1 protein-coding gene and 1 pseudogene are annotated in these 1,080 nt (G+C 59.4%); both read right to left on the bottom strand.

Annotation, left to right across the window (positions count from 1 at the left end):
- Positions 1 to 422: ectoine synthase (locus HEP69_RS23460; RefSeq protein ID WP_290560940.1), on the bottom strand; the 422-nt coding region annotated here is incomplete at its 3' end.
- A gap of 5 nt (positions 423 to 427) precedes the next feature.
- Positions 428 to 1,080 (bottom strand): annotated as a pseudogene (locus HEP69_RS23455) (aminotransferase class III-fold pyridoxal phosphate-dependent enzyme); the annotation flags it as partial.

Here is a 1,080-nt window from a genome sequence, read left to right as displayed (position 1 = left end):
TGTCCGTGTTTACACCCGGGCCCTTTGTGTCGGGCGCTTTCCCGGGGGTAAGGGCCATCGGCCTGATGCCCCTTTTTGCCCTTCCCCGGCGGGTTAAAGCAGCAGGCCATGACAAGCTCTTCCTCTGCGCGCAGGATGTGGCGATCATGCTTGTCGAGCGCATACATCACGCCCGGCTTGATCTCATGCGTCTCGCCGGTGGCGATGTCCGTGATCGAGCCTTTGCCCTGCATGCAATAGACGCTCTCAAAGTGGTTCTTGTATTCGAACGTATGTTCCGAACCCGGCTCCAGGAACGTGATGTGAAATGAAAATCCCATCCCGTCATCGGCCAGCAGCATCCGCACGCTCGACCATTGCGCATCAGAGACCACGCGCTCGCGCTCTTGCTCGATGATTTTGTTAAAGTCTCTCACAATCATTTCCGTTACTCCGCTGCAAGTTTATGTGTCTGTGTCCCGTCGCGCGCTGCCTCTTCGGGGATGCTCAGCCCCGATTTCAGGGTCGCTTCGGGCGTTGTCAGGGCGGCAAGCACCTTGACCACCTCATCATGGGCACCCGATGTCTCGATGATAAGCCCTTTTTCAAAGGCTCGGGCACAGATCGCCGCTGCGGGTGTGCCGTCACCCACATCGACCCCCTGCATCATGCCGCGTCCTTTGAGACGGGCACCGGGGATGCCGTCCGCGATCCGAATCAGCGCGTCACGCAGAATTTCGGATTTTGTAGCGATGGATTTCTGGAACGCATCGTCCTTCCAGAATTTCTCGATCGCGACACGCGCTGTGACAAAGGCATGCGTGTTGCCCCGGAATGTGCCGTTATGCTCGGCCGGGCCCCAGATATCATGCTCGGGCTTGATCAAGAGCGCGGCAAAGGGCAGGCCCATCCCCGAAAAGCTCTTGGCCATCGGGATGAGATCAGGCTCGATCCCCATCTCCTCAAAGCTAAAGAAAGTGCCCGTGCGCCCGCAGCCTGCCTGAATGTCATCTACAATCAGCAGCGCCCCGTGTTCCTTGGCCAAGCGGGCCACGCCCTGCATAAAGGGGGTGGCACGCGCGCATTGGGCCCACCCTCGCC

The organism is Aestuariivita sp. (assembly GCF_021404545.1).
Lineage (GTDB): Bacteria > Pseudomonadota > Alphaproteobacteria > Rhodobacterales > Rhodobacteraceae > Aestuariivita.
This window is presented reverse-complemented; position numbering and strand designations above follow the sequence as displayed.